This window comes from Casimicrobium huifangae, assembly GCF_009746125.1.
Lineage (GTDB): Bacteria > Pseudomonadota > Gammaproteobacteria > Burkholderiales > Casimicrobiaceae > Casimicrobium > Casimicrobium huifangae.
Map to the genome: position 1 here is coordinate 1,033,601 of NZ_CP041352.1, position 18,503 is coordinate 1,052,103.

The 18,503-nt window shown below is 62.7% G+C and carries 14 protein-coding genes; 7 read left to right on the plus strand and 7 right to left on the minus strand.

What is annotated here, in order from left to right; all coding sequences use genetic code 11:
- The first annotated feature begins 37 nt into the window (after window positions 1-37).
- Window positions 38-1,213: an acyltransferase family protein gene (locus tag FKL89_RS04820; protein WP_162527395.1), complete on the plus strand. Its 1,176-nt coding sequence runs from the start codon at window positions 38-40 to the stop codon at window positions 1,211-1,213.
- On the opposite strand, the gene dnaE is transcribed toward FKL89_RS04820, so the two are convergent.
- Together dnaE and FKL89_RS04830 are read right to left on the minus strand one after the other, a co-directional pair.
- Window positions 1,210-4,662 carry a DNA polymerase III subunit alpha gene (dnaE, locus tag FKL89_RS04825; RefSeq protein ID WP_156861697.1) on the minus strand — a complete coding sequence of 1,151 codons (3,453 nt, stop codon included), beginning with the start codon at window positions 4,660-4,662 and terminating at the stop codon, window positions 1,210-1,212. The genes FKL89_RS04820 and dnaE overlap by 4 nt on opposite strands.
- A gap of 116 nt (window positions 4,663-4,778) precedes the next feature.
- Window positions 4,779-5,972: an ABC transporter substrate-binding protein gene (locus tag FKL89_RS04830; protein WP_156861698.1), complete on the minus strand. Its 1,194-nt coding sequence runs from the start codon at window positions 5,970-5,972 to the stop codon at window positions 4,779-4,781.
- Between the two features lie 194 nt (window positions 5,973-6,166).
- Here FKL89_RS04830 and FKL89_RS04835 point away from each other — a divergent pair, with 194 nt between their 5' ends.
- On the plus strand, window positions 6,167-6,694 hold the full coding sequence (locus FKL89_RS04835; RefSeq protein ID WP_156861699.1) for an SRPBCC family protein: 528 nt from the start codon (window positions 6,167-6,169) through the stop codon (window positions 6,692-6,694).
- Window positions 6,694-7,506: an inositol oxygenase family protein gene (locus tag FKL89_RS04840; protein WP_156861700.1), complete on the plus strand. Its 813-nt coding sequence runs from the start codon at window positions 6,694-6,696 to the stop codon at window positions 7,504-7,506. The genes FKL89_RS04835 and FKL89_RS04840 overlap by 1 nt, the downstream gene beginning before the upstream one ends.
- A gap of 628 nt (window positions 7,507-8,134) precedes the next feature.
- Here the strand turns inward: FKL89_RS04840 and FKL89_RS04845 are convergent.
- Both FKL89_RS04845 and FKL89_RS04850 read right to left on the minus strand, forming a co-directional pair.
- Window positions 8,135-8,545, minus strand: coding sequence for a PIN domain-containing protein (locus FKL89_RS04845; RefSeq protein ID WP_156861701.1), 411 nt, complete (start codon window positions 8,543-8,545; stop codon window positions 8,135-8,137).
- Between the two features lie 8 nt (window positions 8,546-8,553).
- Window positions 8,554-9,084 carry an AbrB/MazE/SpoVT family DNA-binding domain-containing protein gene (locus tag FKL89_RS04850; protein ID WP_156861702.1) on the minus strand — a complete coding sequence of 177 codons (531 nt, stop codon included), beginning with the start codon at window positions 9,082-9,084 and terminating at the stop codon, window positions 8,554-8,556.
- Window positions 9,085-9,294: 210 nt separating this feature from the next.
- On the opposite strand from FKL89_RS04850, the gene FKL89_RS04855 reads away from it, so the two are divergent.
- The 4 genes from FKL89_RS04855 to FKL89_RS04870 all read left to right on the plus strand — a co-directional run bounded on the left by FKL89_RS04855 (window position 9,295) and on the right by FKL89_RS04870 (window position 14,565).
- On the plus strand, window positions 9,295-11,130 hold the full coding sequence (locus tag FKL89_RS04855; protein ID WP_156861703.1) for an FAD-dependent oxidoreductase: 1,836 nt from the start codon (window positions 9,295-9,297) through the stop codon (window positions 11,128-11,130).
- Window positions 11,127-12,962, plus strand: coding sequence for a 2-oxoacid:acceptor oxidoreductase subunit alpha (locus tag FKL89_RS04860; RefSeq protein WP_156861704.1), 1,836 nt, complete (start codon window positions 11,127-11,129; stop codon window positions 12,960-12,962). The genes FKL89_RS04855 and FKL89_RS04860 overlap by 4 nt, the downstream gene beginning before the upstream one ends.
- On the plus strand, window positions 12,959-14,014 hold the full coding sequence (locus FKL89_RS04865; RefSeq protein WP_156861705.1) for a 2-oxoacid:ferredoxin oxidoreductase subunit beta: 1,056 nt from the start codon (window positions 12,959-12,961) through the stop codon (window positions 14,012-14,014). The genes FKL89_RS04860 and FKL89_RS04865 overlap by 4 nt, the downstream gene beginning before the upstream one ends.
- 110 nt (window positions 14,015-14,124) lie before the next feature.
- The gene (locus FKL89_RS04870; RefSeq protein ID WP_156861706.1) at window positions 14,125-14,565 is read left to right on the plus strand and encodes a CBS domain-containing protein; all 441 of its coding nucleotides are present in this window, start codon (window positions 14,125-14,127) and stop codon (window positions 14,563-14,565) included.
- A 101-nt stretch (window positions 14,566-14,666) separates the two neighbouring features.
- Here FKL89_RS04870 and FKL89_RS04875 read toward each other — a convergent pair whose 3' ends face one another.
- From FKL89_RS04875 to FKL89_RS04885, 3 genes are read right to left on the minus strand one after another with little or no spacing between them, the layout of a single operon-like run.
- Window positions 14,667-16,586: an ATP-dependent DNA ligase gene (locus FKL89_RS04875; protein WP_156861707.1), complete on the minus strand. Its 1,920-nt coding sequence runs from the start codon at window positions 16,584-16,586 to the stop codon at window positions 14,667-14,669.
- Window positions 16,583-17,677, minus strand: a complete 1,095-nt coding sequence (locus tag FKL89_RS04880; RefSeq protein WP_156861708.1) for a ligase-associated DNA damage response exonuclease — start codon at window positions 17,675-17,677, stop codon at window positions 16,583-16,585. Before FKL89_RS04880 ends, FKL89_RS04875 begins: the two co-directional genes overlap by 4 nt.
- A gap of 6 nt (window positions 17,678-17,683) precedes the next feature.
- On the minus strand, window positions 17,684-18,490 hold the full coding sequence (locus FKL89_RS04885) for a M90 family metallopeptidase (RefSeq protein ID WP_156861709.1): 807 nt from the start codon (window positions 18,488-18,490) through the stop codon (window positions 17,684-17,686).
- Between the last annotated feature and the right edge of the window lie 13 nt (window positions 18,491-18,503).

Sequence of the window (18,503 nt, forward strand, 5' to 3'; positions counted from 1 at the left end):
CCGACGTATCAGCCTGTCGCATCCACCCGTATCGCACGTGATCGACAACAGGTCCTGGGACGATGCGCTGACCGGGCTGCGCGGGCTGGCGGCAAGCTGGGTGTTGCTGTTCCACCTGTTCGGGGTGGTTGGACCGCGCGCGCTGTTTGTTCCGGGCACCTCGATCGAGTTGCACTGGCTGCTCACGTCGGGCGGCGCCGGCGTCTGGGTGCTCTACACGCTTTGCGGATACCTGCTGGCGGGCCCATTCGTTACGCGCGAAAACTCGCGTCAAGTGCCACACATTCGTCGCTACCTGCTCCGTCGGCTGTGGCGCATTCTTCCACCCCTATGGGTGCAGATATTGGTGCTGTCGATCGTGGCTGGTTGGGCAGATGGGCAGATGCTGATTCGTCTCAAGGAGATGCTGCCATACGCCTTGCTCGTTCAGAATCTCGTACTGCCATTGTCAGCTCCTGCTGCCAACGCAGTGTGGTGGACACTGCCAGTCGAGTTCGACTTCTACCTGCTGCTGCCATTGCTTTTTGCAATCGTCGGCCCCCATCTGGCGCGCCGCCCCCGTATGGCAGCGATGTGGATACTGCTGATCGCAGTCGCCGTCGAGATCGCCTGGCGCCAACACTGGCTCAAGGTCATTGATCCGCAGCGTGTCGCCGATCTGGTTGCCGTTGCTGGTCAATTGCCGGGTGTTCTGTCCTGCTTTGCCATTGGCATCGCGACCCGTCTGCACCAAGCTACGGCAGCACGCGGCGACTCTCGCGGCATCGCTGCCAACGGACTTTTCCTTTTGGGCATCGTCATTGCGGTGGCAGCCATCGTGGCTGCCCATCTCACAGCAGCTACTTACTGGCGCGGGTCGTTGATGTATTACCTGCTACAGCCAGCGGTCGCAACGGGCTGCGCGCTGATCATTCTTGCTTGTGAACGAGGTGGCGCAATGGCCCGCGCGCTGCTTGCCAACCCGATTAGCCGCTGGCTGGGCCTGATCAGCTACAGCCTTTATCTCTGGCATCTGCCGATATTCGACTGGCTCGCGCCAGCGTCCCGCGTGACGCCACTGCAGGGCACTGAACTTTGGACGTACATTGCACTCGCCATGACTGCCACGCTTTTGGTGGCTAGTGCGTCCTATCTGCTTGTCGAGAGGCCGGCGCTGGCGATGATGGGGCGCTACCGCGCGCGTAAGTCGAATCAGGCTTCCACGGCTGGCTAGAACTCCAGTTCCGCCTTCAGCTTGGCAAGCAGGTCAGAGTGCGGTCGGACGCGCCACTCGTCGCCGAGCGCCACATCACCGCGGTAGCCCTTTTTCAGCACTTTGATGTACACCGGGATCGGTCCGGGGCGATAGGCTTTCAGCGTCGCCAGTACTGCGCTGGCCTCGCCAGCCGCACTGCTGCCATTGAGCGGCACCACCAGGCGCCGGGCGAACTGTTCGCGCGCCTTTTCGATGTCGTAGATGGCATCGGCAATCACGCGGGTGCCGCCATCGCGGTTGCTGGTGACCCGCGCTTCGATCACCACCGGGATGTCTTCCTTTAACCAGTGCCGGTGCATCTCGAACACCGTCGCCGGCAGCATGATTTCATAGACGGCCGTACGGTCGTCTATGGCGAGGAAGCACATGCGGCCATTCTTGCCGTTGATCACGCGTACCGCGTTGACAATGCCGGCGAGGCGCTGCTTGTTGTCGCTCGGCGCGACGTTGTCCAGCCGCATGGTGGTCACTGGCTGCAGATGGCTGCGATAAGCCTCGTAGGGGTGCCCGCTGAGGTACAACCCCAGCGCGGTCTTCTCGTAGGCGAGCGATTCCAGCAATTCCCACGGTCGGGCGTCGACCAGCGGTACGTCCTGCACACTCGGCTCGTCGCCGAACAGGCTGTTCTGCGACGCATTGGCCTGCGCGCGCTCGGCCTCCGACAGCGCTGCCGCCACGGAGGCGAATGCGCTGGCGCGGTTCGGATGCAGCTTGTCGAACGCACCGGCCTTGATCAGCGCTTCAACGGTGCGACGGTTGACCGTCTGCGTATTGACGCGACGACAGAAGTCGAACAGATCCCTGAACGGACCGCCTTCGCTGCGCGCGCGCAGGATCTCGATCACCGCGCCCTCGCCAGTGCCCTTGACGCCGCCGAGACCGTAGCGGATGGTCTTGCGATCAATCGGCACGAAGCGGTATTCACCGAGGTTCACGTCCGGCGCTTCGAACTTGAGCCCGTTGGCGAATGAGTCCTCCAGCAGTTGCCGCACCTTGTCGGTGTCGTTCATCACCGCGCTCATATTGGCGGCCATGAACGCTGCGGTGTGGTGGCGCTTGAAGTACGCCGTCTGATAGGCGAGCAGGGCGTAGGCGGCCGAGTGCGACTTGTTGAAGCCGTAGCCTGCGAACTTCTCCATGTCGTCGAACAACACGGTCGACTGTTTTTCTGTGAGCCCGTTCTTGCTGGCGCCTTCGTTAAAGATGACGCGGTGCTTCGCCATCTCCTCGGGCTTCTTCTTGCCCATTGCGCGGCGCAGCAGATCGGCGCCACCGAGCGAATAACCGCCGATGATCTGCGCAGCCTGCATCACCTGTTCCTGGTACACCATGATGCCGAAGGTCTCTTCCAGCATCGGCTTCAGGCGGTCGTCGTAATACTCCGCCGTCTGGGTGCCGTTCTTGCGCGCGATGTAGTCCGGGATCAGATCCATCGGACCCGGACGGTACAGCGCGTTGAGCGCGGTCAGGTCTTCCAGCCGCGACGGCTTGGCCTTCGCGAGCAGGTCCTTCATGCCTGTCGATTCAAACTGGAAGATGGCGACGGTATTGGTGTCGCGGAAGATCTGGTAGACCGACTGATCGTCGAGCGGCAAAGTCTGCAGGTCGATCTCGAACGTCGGATCGAGCCGCTTGCAGAAGCGGATCGTCCAGTCAAGGATGGTCAGCGTGGTGAGGCCGAGGAAGTCGAACTTGACCAGACCGACCGCTTCAACATCATCCTTGTCGTACTGGCTCACCATCGCAGAACCTTCGTCCTGCGAGTAGAGCGGGCAGAAATCGGTGAGCTTTCCCGGTGCGATCAGCACACCACCCGCGTGCATGCCGACGTTGCGGGGTAACCCCTCCACTTGCGCCGCGAGGTCAAGCAGCTCGGCCACTTCCTCCTCGTTGCGCTCGCGGTCCACGAGCAGTGGCTCCGCCTCCTTGGCGTAGATGGTGTTGGCTTCTCTCTTCTTCGGGTCGTCCGGCGCCGGCGCCAGTGTCGTCCACTTGCCCGGCGCGAACGGGATCAGCTTGGCGACGCCGTCGACAAAGGTGTAGGGCATGTCAAGCACACGGCCGCAGTCGCGCACCGCCGCCTTGGCTGCCATGGTGCCAAAGGTGGCGATCTGGCCGACACTTTCCTCGCCGTACTTCTTGCGCACGTAGTCGATCACGCGATCGCGACCATCCTGGCAGAAATCGATGTCGAAGTCAGGCATCGATACCCGTTCCGGGTTCAGGAAGCGCTCGAACAGCAGGTTGTACTTGAGGGGGTCAAGATCGGTAATTCCCAAGCTGTACGCCACCAGCGAGCCCGCACCTGAGCCACGTCCCGGCCCGACGGGCACGCCGTTGTTCTTGGCCCAGCCAATGAAGTCCGCCACGATCAGGAAGTAACCCGGAAAGCCCATCTTGATGATGACGCCGATCTCGAACTCGCAGCGCGCCACATAACGCGGGCGCTCGGCATCACGTTGGGCTACGTCAGGGTAAAGCACTGCCAGGCGCTTTTCGAGCCCAGCCATCACCTCGTTGTGCAGGTGCGTCTCGATGGTGACGCCTTCTGGCAGCGGAAAGTTCGGCAGGTAGTTCGTGCCGAGTGTCATCTCCAGATTGCAGCGTTTTGCGATCAGCAACGTATTCGCCAGTGCCTGCGGATAATCGGCGAATTTCTCGACCATCTCCGCCTGCGTGAGAAATCGCTGCTGCTCGGTGAACTGCCGGGGTCGACGGCCATCGCCCAGCGTATAGCCCTCGGCGATGCAGACACGCGCTTCATGCGCCTTGTAGTCTTCTACCGTCGCAAACTGCATCGGGTGCGTTGCGACCACTGGCAGGCCCGCCTCCGTTGCCAGACGAACACTGTGCTCGTTCAGATGATGTTCGTTCTCGAAGCCGGCCCGGTGAATTTCCATCGCGAAGCGGTTCGGGAACGCCTGCGACCAGAAAGCTGCTGCCCGCTGGGCCGTCGCCAGCTGCCCGTTGCGCAGCGCGATGCCGATTTCGCCATACCAGCCACCGCTCAGGCAGAACACTCCTTCAGTCGCGGCAGCGTCGGCAATCCACTCGCGCCGGATCAGGGCGCGCCCGCGATGCTGGTTTTCGCGGAAGGCACGGGTCAACCAGTCGCAGAGCTTCAGATAGCCAGCATGTGTCTCCGCAAGAAAGAGCAATCGCGCCGGCTCGTGTGCCGGATCAACTGCCTCAATCCAGGCATCAACGCCGCAAACGGGCTTGATGCCCTTGGCGCGAGCAGCCTTGTAAAACTTGACGAAGCCGAACAGGTTGTTGAGGTCAGTGATCGCCAGTGCGACCTGCTCATCAGCTGCCGCCAGCTTCACCGCATCGGCGATACGCAGCGTCGAATCGACGATCGAATACTCGCTGTGCAGGCGCAGATGGACAAAGGACGGCGCGGTCATCCTGCAATTTTACGAAGGCCGGGACGATCCCGGCCCAAGGGAGCCGGGATCCGCGCCGCTGCACGCTCGCAGCCGGACGCACTTCTTCGCGGTCCGGCTGGGCGTCTGGGAACGTGCTACTGTCCCGAGCGCAGCCGCTTCACTTCCTCGTCGGTCGGCTGTACGTCCTTGCCGTCCACGTAGCGCCAGTTGACCATCACACCCTTGCCGTCCTTTTGCGCCAGGCGGCCAACGTAGGCACCCATCGTCGACTGGTTGTCCTGCGCGCGCCAGGTGATCTTGCCGAACGGGCTTTCGACCGTCAGGTTCTTCATTGCGGCCTGCATCTTCGCCACGTCGGTCGAGTTCGACTTTTTCAGCATGGCGGCGATTGACTTCATCGTTGCGTAGCCAACTACCGAGCCCAGACGTGGGTGATCCTTGTACTTCGCCAGATACGCCTCGCGGAACGCCTTGTGCTCCGGCGTATTGATGTCCTGCCACGGGTAGCCGGTCACCAGCCAGCCGTTCGGCGTTTCGTCCTTCAGCGTGTCCAGATACTCCGGCTCGCCCGAGAGCAGGCTCACCACCGGGCGATCCTTGAACAGGCCGCGCGTATTGCCTTCGCGCACGAACTTCTGTAGATCGGTGCCGAAGGTCACGTTGAAGATGGCATCCACCTTTGCATCCAGCAGCGCCTGCGTCACCGCGCCAGCATCAATCTTGCCAAGCGGCGCTGCCTGCTCGACAAACTCCACGCCGCCGGCCGGTTGCGCCGCGATCAGCAGCTTCTTGAACGAATTGGCAGCGGATTGGCCGTATTCGTAGTTCGGGTAGACGATGCCCCAGCGCTTCTTGTTCAGTTTGGCGGCTTCGGGCACCAGCATGGTCGTCTGCATGTAGGTGGAAGCGCGCAGGCGGTACGTGTAGGCGTTGCCGTTTCCCCACGTCACTTTGTCCGACAGCGGCTCGCTGGCGACGAACAACACCTTGCGCTGCTTGGCGAAATCGCCCACCGCCAGACCGATGTTGGAGAGGAAGGTGCCCGACAGCACGGCCACCTTCTCGCGCGAGACCAGCTCCTCTGCCACGCGCACGGCGTCGCCGGGGTTGGCGTTGTCGTCACGGAACACAGTCTCAAGCTTCTTGCCATTGACGCCGCCCGCCTTGTTGATCTCGTCTTGCGCCAGCTCCCAGCCCTTCTTGTACGGTTCCAGGAAGGCCGGCTGCGCCTTGTAGCTGTTGATCTCGCCGATCTTGATGGTGGATTGCGCTATCGCCGCGCTGGCGGCGAGAGCAGAAAGCGTGATGGCAAGCAGGGTGCGTTTCATGGTCTGTCCTCAGTAATTGGCCGGTAGGCCACTGCCGCCGGCACCTGCCGGTCGGGCGCGTCGATAACGCGGATGTCGCCGCACGGTTTACACAACGATTCATCGCGCGTGCGGCGCCGCAGCAATGTAGCGCATCGTGTGCGTTCTGCGCGACAATTGCCGGTCACTCATCCATATGATTTGAAGGGCTTGCCATGAAACTGGCTCTGAAAGTTCTGAAGTATCTGGTCGGCCTGATCGTTGTGTTGCTGGCGGCAGGTTTTCTGCTGCCGGCTGAATATTCGGCGCAGCGCAGCGTCACCATCAACGCCCCGGTCGACAAGGTGTTCCCGCTGGTTGCCAACCAGAAGGAATGGAAACGCTGGAGCGTGTGGAACCAGCGTGACCCAAACATGACGATGACTTACGCTGGCCCCGAGGCCGCCGTCGGCTCCAAATGGACCTGGACGAGCAAGAGCGAGGGCAATGGCGGCATGGAATGGTCCGCGCTCGACGCCAACAAGCGCGTCGGGTTTATCCTGCGCATGGAAGACATGACGCCGGCCACCGGTGAGCTGACCTTCGCCGCCGAAGGTAATGGAACCAAAGTGGTGTGGACGATGAACGGCAACGCCGGCATGAACCCGATCTTTCGCTGGTTCGGCCTGTTCATGGACAAGATGGTCGGCCCCGATTTCGAAGCCGGCCTGAAAAATCTCAAGAAACTTGCAGAGGCATCGTGATGAGTGAAACCTTGTTGGCCACCGAAGAAAAGCAATCCGCCTATCGCGACTACGCGGCGCCGCAGCGCGTCGACGGGTTCGACACTGTGCGTGAGTTCTACCGTCTGAACCACATGAACCAGACCTACGACTTTGTGCGTGCGAAGAAGGCCGAGTTCCTGCAGTTCAACCGCCGCACCATGACACCATGGGACGCGCTTGATTACCTCAACACCCTGGTCGACGACAGCGACCCCGACATCGCGCTGCCGCAGATTGATCACCTCATCCAGACCGGCGAGGCCATGCGCGCCAACGGCGAGCCGGAGTGGATGGTGCTAACCGGTTTTGTGCACGATCTTGGCAAAGTGCTCTGCCTGTTCGGCGAGCCGCAATGGGCCGTGGTGGGCGACACCTTCCCCACTGGCTGCGCCTATTCCAACAAAGTGGTGTGGAGCGAATTCTTCGCCCTCAACCCCGACATCAAGCGCCCTGAGCTGCAGACGAAGTACGGCATGTACGAACACGGCTGCGGGCTCGACGCCGTGCAGATGAGCTGGGGGCATGACGAGTACCTCTATCACATGCTCAAGCCCTACCTGCCGCTGGAAGGGCTCTACATGATCCGCTACCACAGCTTCTACGCGTGGCACCGCGAGAACGAATACCAGCACCTCTGCAACGCGCAGGACGACGCCATGAAGCCCTGGGTGCAACGCTTCAACCCGTACGACCTCTACTCAAAGAATCCGAACCGGCCGAGCCTGGCAGAGGTGAAGCCGTACTACGAGGATTTGCTGGCCAAGTATTTGCCGGGGGAGCTGAGGTTTTAGGGAGGGGCTAGACCGGGTCCGTAGCCTCGACGCAGCTACGTGGAATCAAGGGGGCTTGGTGGCGAGCGAGTGTCATCAATATGGCCTCTGATTCGTTCGTCACCAAACCGCCGTAACGCAGGCAAGAGCGTGTCACCTGAGTAGCGATTCGCGTGGCACGAACCCCGTGGCTTGGGTGCGATTTGCGTTATCACCGGCAAGGAGCATCGCGAACATCTTGTCTGCACGCCGTTCTTTGGCGGCTTCGTGGTAACGCTGCATTTCACTGACATGCGCTCGCAGTTTCCCGAACATGGTGTCGCCGATGCAATATTCGGCCCCCGAGCTGCACCGGACATGTGATTTCGAGTCGCCGTCGACGCGAGCGACCGTAGCCGGTTCTGTGCAAACGGGACATTTCTCGTGAGATTGATAGATCGTCATCGTCGTCTTTCGTGGTGGTTGTGAGGAGTCGAATTGACACGTCAACGATGCCAGAGCCATCTTATGCCCACAAGTGACGTTCAAAATCCATAACCAACCTCTTGATCTCGCAAGGCTTTGCAGGAAGGTTGTTCGTGGTTGGACGGGCTGAATGCGAGCGTTTGTGCGTTCGCTCAACGGCGGAAGCGACCTGTTTGTCTGTAGATCAGAGCAACTGCTCCGCTGCCATCCGCGGCGACAGAATCAGCACGCCTCCGAACTGCTTGCCGTAGCCGCTTCCAAAGTGCGTCTTGTCGCCAGTAATCAGCGCATTGCATTTGAGTGCGATGGCAGCCGCTAGGACATGCCGGTCTTTCTCGGGGAGCCATTGAGTGAGCGCGCCGTCACGGTCGGCGACGTCACCGCCTGAGATTTCAATTCGGGACTGAAGTTCGCCGAGCGCAGTTTGCGCCTCGGGTCTGGCTTTGCGCTCCAGGTTTCGGCTTGCTTCAATCAATACGCTCGGACTGGCGACGAGTTGATGCCCGCTGCCACGAAGCAGTTCAAGTAGCGTGTGCATAGCGCCCGCCGAACGCGCAGCAGAAAACAGGATGTTCGCATCCAGAAAAATGCGCATCGTGGTGCTCAGGCTTTGCGGCTGGCGTTGCGCTTCTTTTGCCCTGCGTTCACCTTGCTTCGCGTAGCCGCCCGTTTCGCGAGAACGGCGGCGAGATCAGCCTCGGCTACATCGAACTCTGCAATGCGGACGTCGGTGTATATCTCGAGCGGCACTGTGACAGCGGGACGCAGCAAGATACCCTCCGCAGTGGCCTCGGCGATCAGTTGATCGTTGGGTTTGAGGCCGATCGCTTTTCGCAACGCTGCGGGCAGGCTGATGACGCCTCGGTTGCTAATGGTCAGGGTGGTGCTCATGGGTGAAGAATAACTGCATTGCAGAATTTCTGCAAATGTGGTGTTGCCTTCAACACGCGGGAGCGAGGGCGAGCCCACGCCTACCGTTCGCGCGTCAGAGTCGGCGACCGGGTCGGTTTGGCTGGTGCGCGGCATCCGGACCAACGTTGGCTTGATGACAACGGCCCCGATTCCGCTGCGCTGCATCGCGGCTATGGCCGACATTTGGTGTGCACTCCGCCGCAGTACGCTGACTGCACGCATCGCCGCCACGACACACGTCAAATTTGACGCCCCTCAAGCAAACCCTTTCGCGTTGGCATAGACTCACTCACGACTCCTGCTTTGTGCACTGCGGCATAGCTTGACAGCGTGCAGGGCCGGGGCCGACGAAGACCCTGCACGCCCGAGTTCACTCGTTCCTGTAGTTGTTGTTAGTCGGACGGCAGCGGCCTTCAGCGAAAAGGAGGCAGCTTGCAACGCACGGATACCGCTAATCCGGCCTGGTTTCACAAGGTCGTTGATTGTCAATGGGCATGTCCCGCCCACACCCCCGTTCCTGAATACATTCGCCTGATCGCGCAGGGTCGTTATGACGACGCCTACATGATCAACTGGGCGTCCAATGTGTTCCCCGGAATTCTTGGCCGCACCTGCGACCGCCCCTGCGAGCCGGCGTGCCGGCGCGGGCGGGTGGAGGAGAACAACGGTGCCCACCCTGAGCCAGTCGCCATCTGCCGCCTGAAACGCGTGGCGGCGGACATGAAGAACGGCGTGCAGGCGCGCATGCCCTCAGTCGCCGCGAAAAACGGCAAGCGCGTCGCCTGCATCGGGGCCGGTCCGGCGTCGCTCACCGTGGCGCGCGATCTGGCGCCGCTTGGCTATGACGTCACCGTGTACGACGGCGAGGCGAAAGCGGGTGGCTTCATCCGCTCGCAGATTCCGCGCTTCCGCTTGCCGGAATCGGTGATCGACGAAGAGACTGGCTACATCCTCGATCTCGGCGTCACGTTCAAGTCCGGTCAGCGCATTGATTCAATGAAGGCGCTGCTGGCGGAGAACTACGACGCCGTGTTCGTGGGCTGCGGCGCACCGCGCGGACGCGACCTCGACGTTCCCGGTCGCAAGGAAGCCGCTGCAAACATCCACATCGGGATTGACTGGCTGGCCTCGGTGTCGTTCGGGCACATCACCAGCATCGGCAAACGCGTGATCGTGCTTGGTGGCGGCAACACGGCGATGGACTGCTGCCGGTCGTCACGACGCCTCGGTGGTGCCGATGTGAAGGTGATCGTACGCAGCGGCTTTGAGGAGATGAAGGCCTCGCCGTGGGAGAAGGAAGATGCCATGCACGAGGGCATCCCGATCATCAACTTCCACGTGCCGAAGACCTTCGTGCACGAGAACGGCAAGCTCACCGGCATGACCTTCGAGATCGTGCGCGCGGAGTACGACGCGAAGGGCCGCCGCTCGCTGGTGCCCACCGGCGAGCCGGATGCGTTCTTCCCCTGCGACGATGTGCTCGTGGCGGTCGGGCAGGAGAACGCTTTCCCGTGGATCGAGCGTGATTGCGGCATCGAGTTCGACCAGTGGGGCTTGCCCAAGCTCGGTGCCGAGACGCATCAGTCCACCGTCAGCAGAGTTTTCTTCGGCGGCGATGCCGCGTTCGGCCCGAAAAACATCATCACCGCTGTCGCGCACGGGCATGAGGCAGCGGTGTCGATTGACCGCTTTCTGCATGGCGAGGACGTGACGCAGCGCCCATCGCCGCTGACCAATCTGGTGTCGCAGAAGATGGGCATCCACGAGTGGAGCTACGACAACGACACCTCCAACGACACCCGCTACAAGGTGCCGTGGGCCAAGGCCGAAAAGGCGCTGGCCAGCATCAAGGTAGAAGTGGAGTTGGGCTTCGATGCTGCCACCGCGTTCAAGGAGGCTGAGCGCTGCCTGAACTGCGACGTGCAGACGGTGTTCACCGAGACGGCCTGCATCGAATGCGATGCCTGCGTCGACATCTGCCCGACTGATTGCCTGACCATCACAAAGAATGGCGATGAGGCCGACCTGCGCACGCGCCTGACGGCGCCAACGAAGCACCTTGATCAGGGCCTGTATGTGTCCGGCGAACTCAAGACCGGCCGCATCATGGCCAAGGACGAGGATGTGTGTCTGCACTGCGGCCTCTGTGCCGAACGCTGCCCGACCGGAGCGTGGGACATGCAGAAGTTCCGGCTTGACACCACCAAGGCGGGCGCAGCCTGCCGCAATGGTGCGCAGGTGAAGGCACGTGAAGAGGTGGCGGCATGAAGTGCATCGAAGCAGTCAACGATTTCGTCATCAAGTTTGCCAACGTCAACGGGTCCGGCTCGGCGTCGGCCAACGAGCTGTTCGCCAAGGCGATCATGCGCATGGGGGTGCCCGTCGCGCCGCGCAACATCTTCCCGAGCAACATTCAGGGCCTGCCGACGTGGTACGAGGCTCGTGTTTGCGAAAAGGGTTACTCCGGGCGGCGCGGTGGCGTCGACATGATGGTGGCGATGAACCCCCAGACTTGGGACGCCGATCTCGCCGAGATCGAGCCCGGCGGCTATCTGTTTTACGACAGCACGCGCCCTCTGCCAGCGTCAAAGCTGCGCAGTGACGTGCAGGTGATTGGCGTGCCGTTGACCGAGATCACCAACGCCACCTACACCGATCCGCGGCAGCGGCAGCTGTTCAAGAACATCATCTACGTCGGCGCGCTCTCGGTGCTGCTCGATGTCGATGCCGCCGTGTTCGAGAAGCTGTTTGCCGAGCAGTACAAGGGCAAGGAGCGCCTGCTCGACTCCAACGTGAAGGCGCTGCACCTCGGACGCGACTACGTGCGCGAGCACCTCGGTGGGCGGCTCGGCATCCGTGTTGAAAAGCGTGACAACGTGGGCGACCAGATCTTCATTGATGGCAACAGTGCCGTCGGGCTCGGCATGGTCTACGGCGGTGCCACCGTGGCGGCGTGGTATCCGATCACCCCTTCCACCTCGGTCGCCGAGGCGTTCCAGAAATACTGCGACAAGTTCCGCGTCGATGCGGTCACCGGTCGCCAGAACTATGCCATCGTGCAGGCCGAGGATGAGCTGGCTTCGATCGGCATGGTCGTCGGTGCCGGCTGGAACGGTGCCCGTGCCTTCACCGCCACCTCCGGCCCCGGCATTTCGCTGATGACGGAATTCATCGGGCTCGCCTACTTCGCCGAGATTCCGGTGACGATTGTTGATGTGCAGCGCGGTGGACCCTCCACCGGCATGCCCACCCGCACCCAGCAGTCGGACCTGTTCGCGGCAGGTTACGCGTCGCACGGCGATACCAAGCACGTGCTGCTGTTCCCGCAGGACCCGCACGAATGCTTCGTGCATGCGGCCGCGGCGCTCGATCTCGCGGATCGCCTGCAGACGCCGGTGTTTGTGATGACTGACCTGGATATCGGCATGAACCAGCGCCTGTGCAAACCCTTCGCGTGGGACGACAGCAAACAGTACGACCGCGGCAAGGTGATGACGGCTGAGGAGCTGGAGGCGGGCAAGGACTTCGGCCGCTACAAGGATGTCGATGGGGACGGCATTCCGTGGCGCACGCTGCCGGGCACCCACGCCACCAAGGGCAGCTACTTCACGCGCGGCACCACGCGCGACCCGTATGCACGGTACTCCGAGCGCGGGCCCGATTACATCTACAACATGGAGCGTCTGCGCCGCAAATTCAAAACGGCCGCCAATCTGGTGCCGCAGCCAGAGGTTTGCGCCGCGAAGCAGAAGACCAAGTTCGGGGTCATCTATTTCGGCTCCACCACGCCCGCCATGCACGAGGCATTGGAGGTGCTGGAGGAGGGCGGCATTCACCTCGACGCGATGCGGCTCTGCGCCTTCCCGTTCCCCGACTCGGTGCCGAAGTTCATTGCTGCGCACGACAAGGTGTTCGTCGTCGAGCAGAACTGTGATGCGCAGATGCGCGCCATGCTGGTCAACGAGCTGGAGATCAACCCGGCGCAACTGGTCAAGGTGCTGCACTACGACGGCACGCCGATCACTGCGCGCTACATCACCCGCGCCATTCGCGACACATTGCAACCGGCGGCTGCGGATAGCCAGAAGGAGGCCGCATGACCTGGATTGCCAAACCCAAGCTGCATCACCCGACGCTGACCAAGAACAAGGTCGGCTATACGCGGCGTGACTACGAAGGCCGCATCTCCACGCTCTGCGCCGGCTGCGGGCACGATTCGATTTCGGCCGCGATCATCCAGGCCTGCTGGGAGCTGGACATTCAGCCGCATCGCGTCGCCAAGCTTTCGGGCATCGGTTGCAGCTCGAAGACGCCGGATTACTTCTTGGGTGCGTCGCACGGCTTCAACACCGTGCACGGCCGCATGCCCTCGGTGCTGACCGGCGCCAATCTGGCCAATCGCGATTTGCTTTATCTCGGCGTGTCGGGTGACGGTGACTCCGCCTCCATCGGCCTCGGCCAGTTCGCCAATGCCATGCGGCGCGGCGTGCGCATGGCCTACATCGTCGAGAACAACGGTGTGTACGGCCTTACCAAAGGCCAGTTCTCGGCAACCGCGGATCGTGGCTCGAAAAGCAAGAAGGGCGTGGTCAACAGCGATAGCCCGGTTGATCTGGTGGGGCTTGCGCTGCAACTGGGTGCGACTTACGTCGCGCGCAGCTTCTCCGGCGACAAGGAGCAACTGGTGCCGCTGATCAAGGGCGCGATGGAGCACGGCGGCGCCGCGTTCATCGACGTCATCAGCCCCTGCGTCACCTTCAACAACCACAGCGGCAGTACCAAGAGCTACGACTATGTGCGCGAGCACAACGATGCGGTGAGCCGCATCGACTTCATCACCTCGAAGAGCGAGATCACCACGGCCTACGCACCCGGCGAGGTGGTGGAGGTGCAGCAGCACGACGGCAGCACGCTGCGGCTGCGCAAGCTGCATCAGGACTATGACCCGACCGACCGGCTCGCCGCAATGACCTACATGCACAAGCAGCAGGCGCGCGGCGAAATCGTCACTGGCTTGCTGTATGTCGATCCACTCGCGACTGATCTGCACACGGCACTCAACACCAGCGATAACGCGTTGAACACACTGAATGCAGCGCAACTGTGCCCGGGGTCGAAAGCGCTGGAGAAGATCAACGCGGCATTACGTTAGCGCTTACGATGTAGGAGCGGCTCCGCCGCGACCCCCTGGCAACCGCGTCGTGCAGTTCGCGGCAGAGCCGCTCCTACGAACCGAAACCACGATTGGAAGGAGGCAGCACCATGTCCGAGCGAACCGTATTCCAGTCCATGTCCCGCAAGCATGTGGTGAGCCTCGGTGCCACCGCGACCGTGTGGGAGGCGGCCTGCCTGATGACCGGCGCCAACTGCGGTAGCGTGCTGATCGTCGAGCCACCCGGCAAGCTGCTGGGCATCGTCACCGAGCGCGACCTGATGACCCGTGTGCTCGCCAAGGCCCTGCCGCCTGACCGCACGCTGGTCTCCGAAGTGATGACGCGCAACCCCTACTGCGTGACGCCGGAGACGCTGGTGTCGGATGCTGTGCTGATCATGATCGAGCGTGGCTTCCGGCATCTGCCCATCGTCGGCCCGGCGGCCAAGATTCTCGGTGTGTTCTCAGTGCGCGACGCGTTGCCGCGTGAGATTGGCGCCGCCGTGAGCATGGCCGAATTCAACGAACAAGTGAACGACGCACGGGGTTAGCTTTTTGCTGAAACCCTTATTGGATAAGGGCTATGAAGTCATTTGCCGACGAAGTCGACTATTGGCAGAATCAGGCGTCTAGCCCCTTATAAGTAAGGCTTTCAACCGGAAGCTGATTCGTCCTGAGCCGTGACTGGCGCTGCGTCTGGCTCAGCCCTGGCCAGCAGCGCCCGCAGATCGGCAAGGCAATTGGCCTCATGCAGCGGTTTGTCGTCGCGGATTCGCAGCATGCGCGGGAAGCGTACGGCGACGCCGCTCTTGTGTCGCCGGCTTTCGGCAATCCCCTCAAAGCCCAGCTCGAACACCAGAGCCGGCCGCACCGCGCGCACCGGGCCAAAGCGGTTCAGCGTGGTTTTGCGGATCACGGCGTCAACGCGCTTGAACTCCTCGTCAGTCAGGCCGGAATAGGCTTTGGCAAATGGCACCAGCATCGGCAGTGCACTGGCACCGCGCGGTGCGATATTTGCCGTAGCCTTGTCTGGCCCCTGCCCGGCATCAGTGTCTTCGCCGTCGCTCGCCGCGCCGGCACCACCCTTCGTCGCTGCCTGCGCGACCAGCGCGTCTATCGCTGCCGCCGCTTCTGCACCATCGCGTGGTGGCTGCGACCACACCGCAAAGGTGTAGTCGGTGTACAGACTAGCCCGTCGTCCGTGTCCGGCCTGCGCGTAGACCAGCACGCAGTCCACGCTCATCGGGTCGATCTTCCACTTCCACCACACCCCGTCCGCCTTGGTGCGCCCGCTGCCGTAGGCCGCATCGCGCGCTTTCAGCATGAAGCCTTCGACGCCACGGCCCCGGCTCTGCTCGCGCAATTGGGCGAATTCCGCCCAGCTTGCGGCAGTCACCACCGGTGACAAGCCGATGCCGCTGGCGCCCGCTGCCGGCAAGGCGTCAATCGTCGCTTGCAGTCGCTCACGCCGGTCCGCCTGCCCGCGAGTGCGAACGTCGATTCCGTCCGCCTCCAGTACGTCATAGGCGAGAAAGCGCACCGGGGCGTCGGCCAGCACCTTCTTGCTCAGCGTCTTGCGAGCGATGCGCGTCTGCAGCAGCGCAAACGGTGCCGGGCGATCATCGCGCCAGACCAGAATTTCGCCGTCCAGCACGGTGCCGTCCGGCAGGTGTTCCGCTGCCGCGACCAGCTCGGGGAAGCGCTCGGTCACCAGCTCCTCGCCACGCGACCAGATGAAGGTTTGCCCACCACGCCGCACGATCTGCGCGCGGATGCCGTCGTATTTCCACTCCACCAGCCACCCGGTCACCGGGCCCAGTACGCGGTCAAATTCCTCTGCGGCAATCTGCAGCGCATGCGCCAGGAAGAACGGATAGGGCTGGCCGGAGACGACCTTTGGCGTGTCGCCATCGCCCGCCGTCGCGGCGTCATCCCGGCCGCTGCTTCCTTCTGCCCGCGCGGGTTCGATCAGCCGGAGAAAGCCCTCAGCCGAGGGCGCACGGGTGGCGTCCACATAGCCCATCATGCGCTCGGCGACCACCTTGGCATCGACGTCAGCGATCTCCGCCAGTGCACGCTGCACCAGCAGTTTGCTGACACCAACCCGAAAACCGCCACCGATTAGTTTGGTCAGCAGAAAGCGGCCACGCGCATCAAGGCTGGCCCAGCCCGCCAGCACCCGCTGTCGCCGCATCGTCTCGTCCATCGTGCGCAAGGGCAGCAGGCGCTCGGTGATCCACGTCGCGAGCCCGGACTCCGGCAACCTGTCCGCATCCGCGCTGGCAATCGGCAGTGCATCGGGCAGCACCAGCGCGATGGTTTCTGCGAGGTCCCCCACCGCCTGATAGCACTCCTCGAACAGCCAGTCCGGCAGCCCGGCGGCCTGTTGCGCCCAAGCGCGAAGCTCCGCTGTGCGGACGGTTTGTCGCGGTTTGCCACCGGCAAGGAAGTAGGCGGCCCAGGCGGCGTCGCTGGCGGGCGTTGCAGCAAAGTAGCTGCGCAACAGCGCCACCTTTTCGCTGGTGGCCGTGGTCGCGTCGAGCGCGTCGAACAGTTCGGCAAAGCGCTTCATGCCGTGTCGCCTTTCGTGCGCTGACTGTCCAGCACGGCATCGGCATCACTGGCTGTGCCTGGTGCTTCGATGGCCGCCGCGTCGTCCTTTGCGTCGTCGCCGTACTCGGTACGAAAGCTGCCGGCTTCCAGCCCCTGCTCGGTGAGCCAGCGTGTCATTACCGCTTCGTAGCCGTGGGTGACGATGACCCGCGAGGCACCGGTCGCGCTGATCGCCTGCTGCAAACCAGGCCAGTCGGCGTGGTCGGAGAGCACGAAGCCGCGGTCATAGCCACCGCGTCGCCGTGCACCGCGCAGTTGCATCCAGCCGCTGGCAAACGCGACCTGCGCGCTACGAAAGCGCCGCGCCCACGGGCTCGCGGTGGCCGACGGCGGGCAGATGACCATGGCGCGACCGATGGCGTCGCGAAGGGCCGCGCCGCTGAGCTCGCTGACCTGATGGGTAAGTGGCAGCGTGACACCTGCAGCGCGATAGGCCTGATTCAACGGCTCCACTGCGCCGTGCACGATGATTGGTCCGACGCTGGCATCCAGCCCCGCCAGGATGCGCTGCGCCTTGCCGAAGCTGTAGCAGGCGAGCATGCTCGGCCGTCCGAGCGCGGCATTGGCCGCCCACCACGCGTTGATCTGCGCAAAGACCATGGTATCGTCGGCCCAGCGGTACACCGGCAAGCCAAAGGTGCTCTCGGTGATGAAGGTGTCGCACCGCACCGGCTCGAAGGCCGTACAGGTGCGATCAGCGGCCACCTTGTAGTCGCCGCTCGCTATCCACACGCGGCCGTGATGCGCGACGCGCACCTGCGACGAGCCAAGCACATGACCCGCCGGGTGCAACGAGATCTCAGCGTCGCCGACGCGCATGCGCTCACCGTAGGCGAGCGTCGTGAGTGATATGTCGCCGAGTCGCGTGCGCAGCACGCCTTCGCCCGCTGCGCTGGCCAGATAGTGCTGGTGCCCTGTACGGGCATGGTCGGCGTGTGCGTGTGTGATCACGGCCCGTTCGACGGGGCGCCACGGATCGATGAAGAAATCGCCGGGCGGGCAGTAGAGCCCTTGTGGCCGCAGCACGATCAGGTCGTCGTCGTGCGCCATGCGTTGCTATCCGGCGATCAGGCGGCCGGCAATGGGATCGACGCGGAACCAGCTTTGCAACTGCTCGTAGTACGCCGGGTACTCCTCGCGCAGAAGCTCGGGCTCGGCAAAAAACACTTCACAGCTCACCGCGAAGAACTCGTCAATGTGTTCGGCGGCGTAAGGGTCAATGGCCGTGTCTTCATCCGCATCTACACGGCGGCAAAAGTCGTCGTAGGCGGCCTGCTGCGCCTCGGCAAATACCTTTCGTGCAGCGCCAGCGAGCGGTGGCAGGCCATCCACCTCGCCATCCAGCATGTCAATCTTGTGCGCAAACTCATGGATCACCAGTGCCATGCCGGTCTCGTCGTACCCGGCCTCGACGGCAGGCCATGACAGCAGCACCGGGCCGTTGTACCAGCTCTCCCCGGCAATGGGCTCATCAAGCTGGTGCACCACACCGGCTTCGTCCTCGTAGTCGTAGGAGCGCGGAAAATCGCCGGGGTGCACCACCACGTTGTCCCAGCCCTCGAAGTCGCGCATCGCGGCCATCACCGTATCGCCACGGCCGAGGATCAGCAGGCAGGCCTGCACGGCGATCAGCACCCGCATGTGCGGCGTCACTTCAAGCGCGTGCGCACCGTCCTCGGCGCCGGTCACGATGTTCTTTTCGACGAGAAACGGTGTTGTCAGCTCGCGCAGCCTTGCCAGTGCGGTGTCGTCGTAGTGGTCGAGAAAGGGCAGTTCGTGCAGTGCGGACGTCCACTCATCGTCAGGAATCGAGTGACTCGCGAGAGCGCGTTCGCGGCGTTTCGTTTTTAGCCAGTCAAACATCTAACTCCCTCCC

Bases quoted from the DNA above. Each gene is read 5' to 3' on its own strand.
- FKL89_RS04860 (WP_156861704.1), top strand. From the start codon at position 11,127: ATGAAGTGCATCGAAGCAGTCAACGATTTCGTCATCAAGTTTGCCAAC.
- FKL89_RS04830 (WP_156861698.1), bottom strand. From the start codon at position 5,972: ATGAAACGCACCCTGCTTGCCATCACGCTTTCTGCTCTCGCCGCCAGC.
- FKL89_RS04840 (WP_156861700.1), top strand. From the start codon at position 6,694: ATGAGTGAAACCTTGTTGGCCACCGAAGAAAAGCAATCCGCCTATCGC.
- FKL89_RS04870 (WP_156861706.1), top strand. From the start codon at position 14,125: ATGTCCGAGCGAACCGTATTCCAGTCCATGTCCCGCAAGCATGTGGTG.
- FKL89_RS04875 (WP_156861707.1), bottom strand. From the start codon at position 16,586: ATGAAGCGCTTTGCCGAACTGTTCGACGCGCTCGACGCGACCACGGCC.
- FKL89_RS04880 (WP_156861708.1), bottom strand. From the start codon at position 17,677: ATGGCGCACGACGACGACCTGATCGTGCTGCGGCCACAAGGGCTCTAC.
- dnaE (WP_156861697.1), bottom strand. From the start codon at position 4,662: ATGACCGCGCCGTCCTTTGTCCATCTGCGCCTGCACAGCGAGTATTCG.
- FKL89_RS04885 (WP_156861709.1), bottom strand. From the start codon at position 18,490: ATGTTTGACTGGCTAAAAACGAAACGCCGCGAACGCGCTCTCGCGAGT.
- FKL89_RS04865 (WP_156861705.1), top strand. From the start codon at position 12,959: ATGACCTGGATTGCCAAACCCAAGCTGCATCACCCGACGCTGACCAAG.
- FKL89_RS04835 (WP_156861699.1), top strand. From the start codon at position 6,167: ATGAAACTGGCTCTGAAAGTTCTGAAGTATCTGGTCGGCCTGATCGTT.
- FKL89_RS04845 (WP_156861701.1), bottom strand. From the start codon at position 8,545: ATGCGCATTTTTCTGGATGCGAACATCCTGTTTTCTGCTGCGCGTTCG.
- FKL89_RS04850 (WP_156861702.1), bottom strand. From the start codon at position 9,084: ATGCGTGCAGTCAGCGTACTGCGGCGGAGTGCACACCAAATGTCGGCC.